The 2,365-nt window shown below is 37.4% G+C and carries 4 protein-coding genes and 1 other annotated feature; all 4 genes read right to left on the reverse strand.

The features are described from left to right. Window positions 1-83: 83 nt before the first annotated feature. Window positions 84-887 carry an RNA methyltransferase gene (locus QME45_14645; GenBank protein ID MDI6619865.1) on the reverse strand — a complete coding sequence of 268 codons (804 nt, stop codon included), beginning with the start codon at window positions 885-887 and terminating at the stop codon, window positions 84-86. Between the two features lie 62 nt (window positions 888-949). Continuing rightward, window positions 950-1,309: a 50S ribosomal protein L20 gene (gene rplT / locus QME45_14650; GenBank protein ID MDI6619866.1), complete on the reverse strand. Its 360-nt coding sequence runs from the start codon at window positions 1,307-1,309 to the stop codon at window positions 950-952. 26 nt (window positions 1,310-1,335) lie between these two features. After that, window positions 1,336-1,533, reverse strand: a complete 198-nt coding sequence (gene rpmI / locus QME45_14655; protein ID MDI6619867.1) for a 50S ribosomal protein L35 — start codon at window positions 1,531-1,533, stop codon at window positions 1,336-1,338. 21 nt (window positions 1,534-1,554) lie between these two features. Continuing rightward, window positions 1,555-2,082, reverse strand: coding sequence for a translation initiation factor IF-3 (gene infC / locus QME45_14660; protein MDI6619868.1), 528 nt, complete (start codon window positions 2,080-2,082; stop codon window positions 1,555-1,557). A gap of 66 nt (window positions 2,083-2,148) precedes the next feature. Further along, window positions 2,149-2,260: a sequence feature (ribosomal protein L20 leader region), on the reverse strand. Window positions 2,261-2,365: the final 105 nt, after the last annotated feature.

Here is a 2,365-nt window from a genome sequence, read left to right on the forward strand (position 1 = left end):
CATTTCGAACAGATCCATTCATTTTTTAGTTACAGTTTGCGGAAACTCAAGATAACTGTTGCTGGTGCTGGGATGCATAAACATTATTTGAATGCGGCAGACATTCGCTGTTTTACGACTTCAAACATCAATATCCCGCCTGCTACAGCAGCATTCAACGACTCCGCCCTTCCCAGCATCGGTATCTTTATGAACTTATCTGAAAGGTTAAATATCTCTTCATCGATTCCATTGGCTTCATTCCCTATGACTATCGCTGTTTTCAGGCAATAATCAAAATCGAAGTAAGAATTATCACCATCCAGACTTGAAGCATACACATTAAAGCCCTGTTTCTTAAGAGCCTTTATGGCATCGATCAAATCCCCTGCGACAACAGGTATGTGAAAAATAGAGCCCATTGTTGAACGCAGCACCTTTGGACTATATGGATCGACCGTACCATCCGAAACAATTATTCCGTCAGCATTTGCGGCATCCGCGGTTCTTATTATCGTCCCAAGGTTACCCGGATCCTGCAGCCTGTCGGCCAGTATCAGAAAACTTGCATCCTTTCTGATGCTCTCTACGGTATAATTTTTTCTCTCTATAATGGCTATGATGCCCTGTGGATTTTTTGTATCGCATATATCCTTAAAAAGCTCATCTTTTAGCATATATAATCTTATACTTTTATCATGCAGATTTTTAAAAAGCCTTTCTGCCCTTTCACCCTTTAAGCTTTCAGAACACATGCAGAATCTTACGGGAGCATTCGACATTACAGCATCTTCAATAAACCTTAAGCCTTCGATAACATAAAGTCCCAGTTCCCGTCTGTATTTTTTTATCTTTAACTTCCTCGCAAGTTTTAAAATATCATTATCCCTGCTTTTTATAATATCCATTCTCTTAATCTCTACAATTATTAATTATTTACAAAAAACAAAGACCTATTTATGTAGGCCTTTTATGCATCAAGTTGCTGTTTGGCTATATTTACCAATTCAGAAAACGCTGTATCATCGTTTACTGCAATGTCTGCCAGCATCTTTCTGTTAATTTCAACACCTGCTAATTTCAGGCCATTCATCAATTTCGAATATGACAATCCGTTAGCCCTGGATGCCGCATTTATTCTCGTAATCCAGAGTTTTCGAAAATCTCTCTTCTTTAATTTTCTGCCTGTATAAGAACTTCTTAAAGCCCTCATAACTGCTTCGTTTGCAGGCCTGAATAATTTGCTCTTTGCGCCATAAAAACCCTTGGCGAGTTTTAATATTTTTTTATGCTTTTTTCTGGCATTAATTGCCTTCTTCACTCTTGCCATTTAATTTGTTGCCTCCTTCTTATGCATTATTTATATGGTATCAACCTTTTAACTGTCCTTGCCTCGTTTTCACTGATATATCCAATCTTTCTCAAATTCCTTTTCCTTTTAGCACTTTTCCTCGATAAAAAATGGCTCTTAAATGCCTTACCTCTTTTTATTTTTCCACTACCCGTTAACCTGTATCTTTTTGCCGCGGCTCTGTTTGTTTTTATTTTTGGCATATTTAGTCCTCCTCTCTTTGCTCAAACCTTTTTAGGTTTTAATACCATTATAAGATTTCTTCCCTCTAGTTTTGCTTTCTTTTCAATATCTCCAACATCCTGCAGCATCCCAGCAAATTGGTCCAAGAGTTTCTGACCGAGATGAGAGTAATCCGTTTCGCGGCCTCTAAACCTTACGGTAACCTTGACCTTATCGCCGTCTTTTAAGAACTTGCCAGCATTTCTCGCTTTTACATTGAGGTCATGTTCCTCAATGTTAGGGCTAAACCTTATTTCTTTTATATTTATTACCCTCTGGTTCTTTCTGGCTTCCTTTTCTCTTTTGGAAACTTCATATAAATACTTGCTATAATCCATAATTCTGCATACGGGCGGTTTCGCCTGTTGTGCAATAAGCACAAGGTCCAGCTGGTCATTTTCAGCCATTTCCTTGGCCTTTCGCAGCGGAACTATACCCACCTGTTCCCCATTTGAACCGATTAGTCTGACCTCTTTCTCCCTAATCTTATCATTAATTAAAAAGTCTTTACTTATAACATCCACCTCCATGAATAATATGTAAAGGGGCACATCTTATATTTAATAATATATTCAGCAAGCATTTTTTGTGCTCCTTATAAAATAAAACAGCGGATAAGCAAGCCTATCCGCAATATACACTATGAAAAAATATTAACCATGCAGATATTATCGCAAGGTGAGAAGCGGAAGCCTTCTTCTTTATTTTACTTAAATATTCTAACATCATAAAACATAAATGTCAATAACTGATTTTTACTTGAGTTTCCGCAAACTGTAACTAAAAAATGAATGGATCTGTTCGAAATGCCAA

The organism is Clostridiales bacterium (genome assembly GCA_030016385.1).
Classification (GTDB): domain Bacteria; phylum Bacillota; class Clostridia; order Clostridiales; family Oxobacteraceae; genus JASEJN01.

What these genes read in the sequence shown, in the direction of transcription:
- QME45_14645 (MDI6619865.1), bottom strand. Translation starts at nt 887, where the DNA reads ATGGATATTATAAAAAGCAGGGATAATGATATTTTAAAACTTGCGAGG.
- infC (MDI6619868.1), bottom strand. Translation starts at nt 2,082, where the DNA reads ATGGAGGTGGATGTTATAAGTAAAGACTTTTTAATTAATGATAAGATT.
- rpmI (MDI6619867.1), bottom strand. Translation starts at nt 1,533, where the DNA reads ATGCCAAAAATAAAAACAAACAGAGCCGCGGCAAAAAGATACAGGTTA.
- rplT (MDI6619866.1), bottom strand. Translation starts at nt 1,309, where the DNA reads ATGGCAAGAGTGAAGAAGGCAATTAATGCCAGAAAAAAGCATAAAAAA.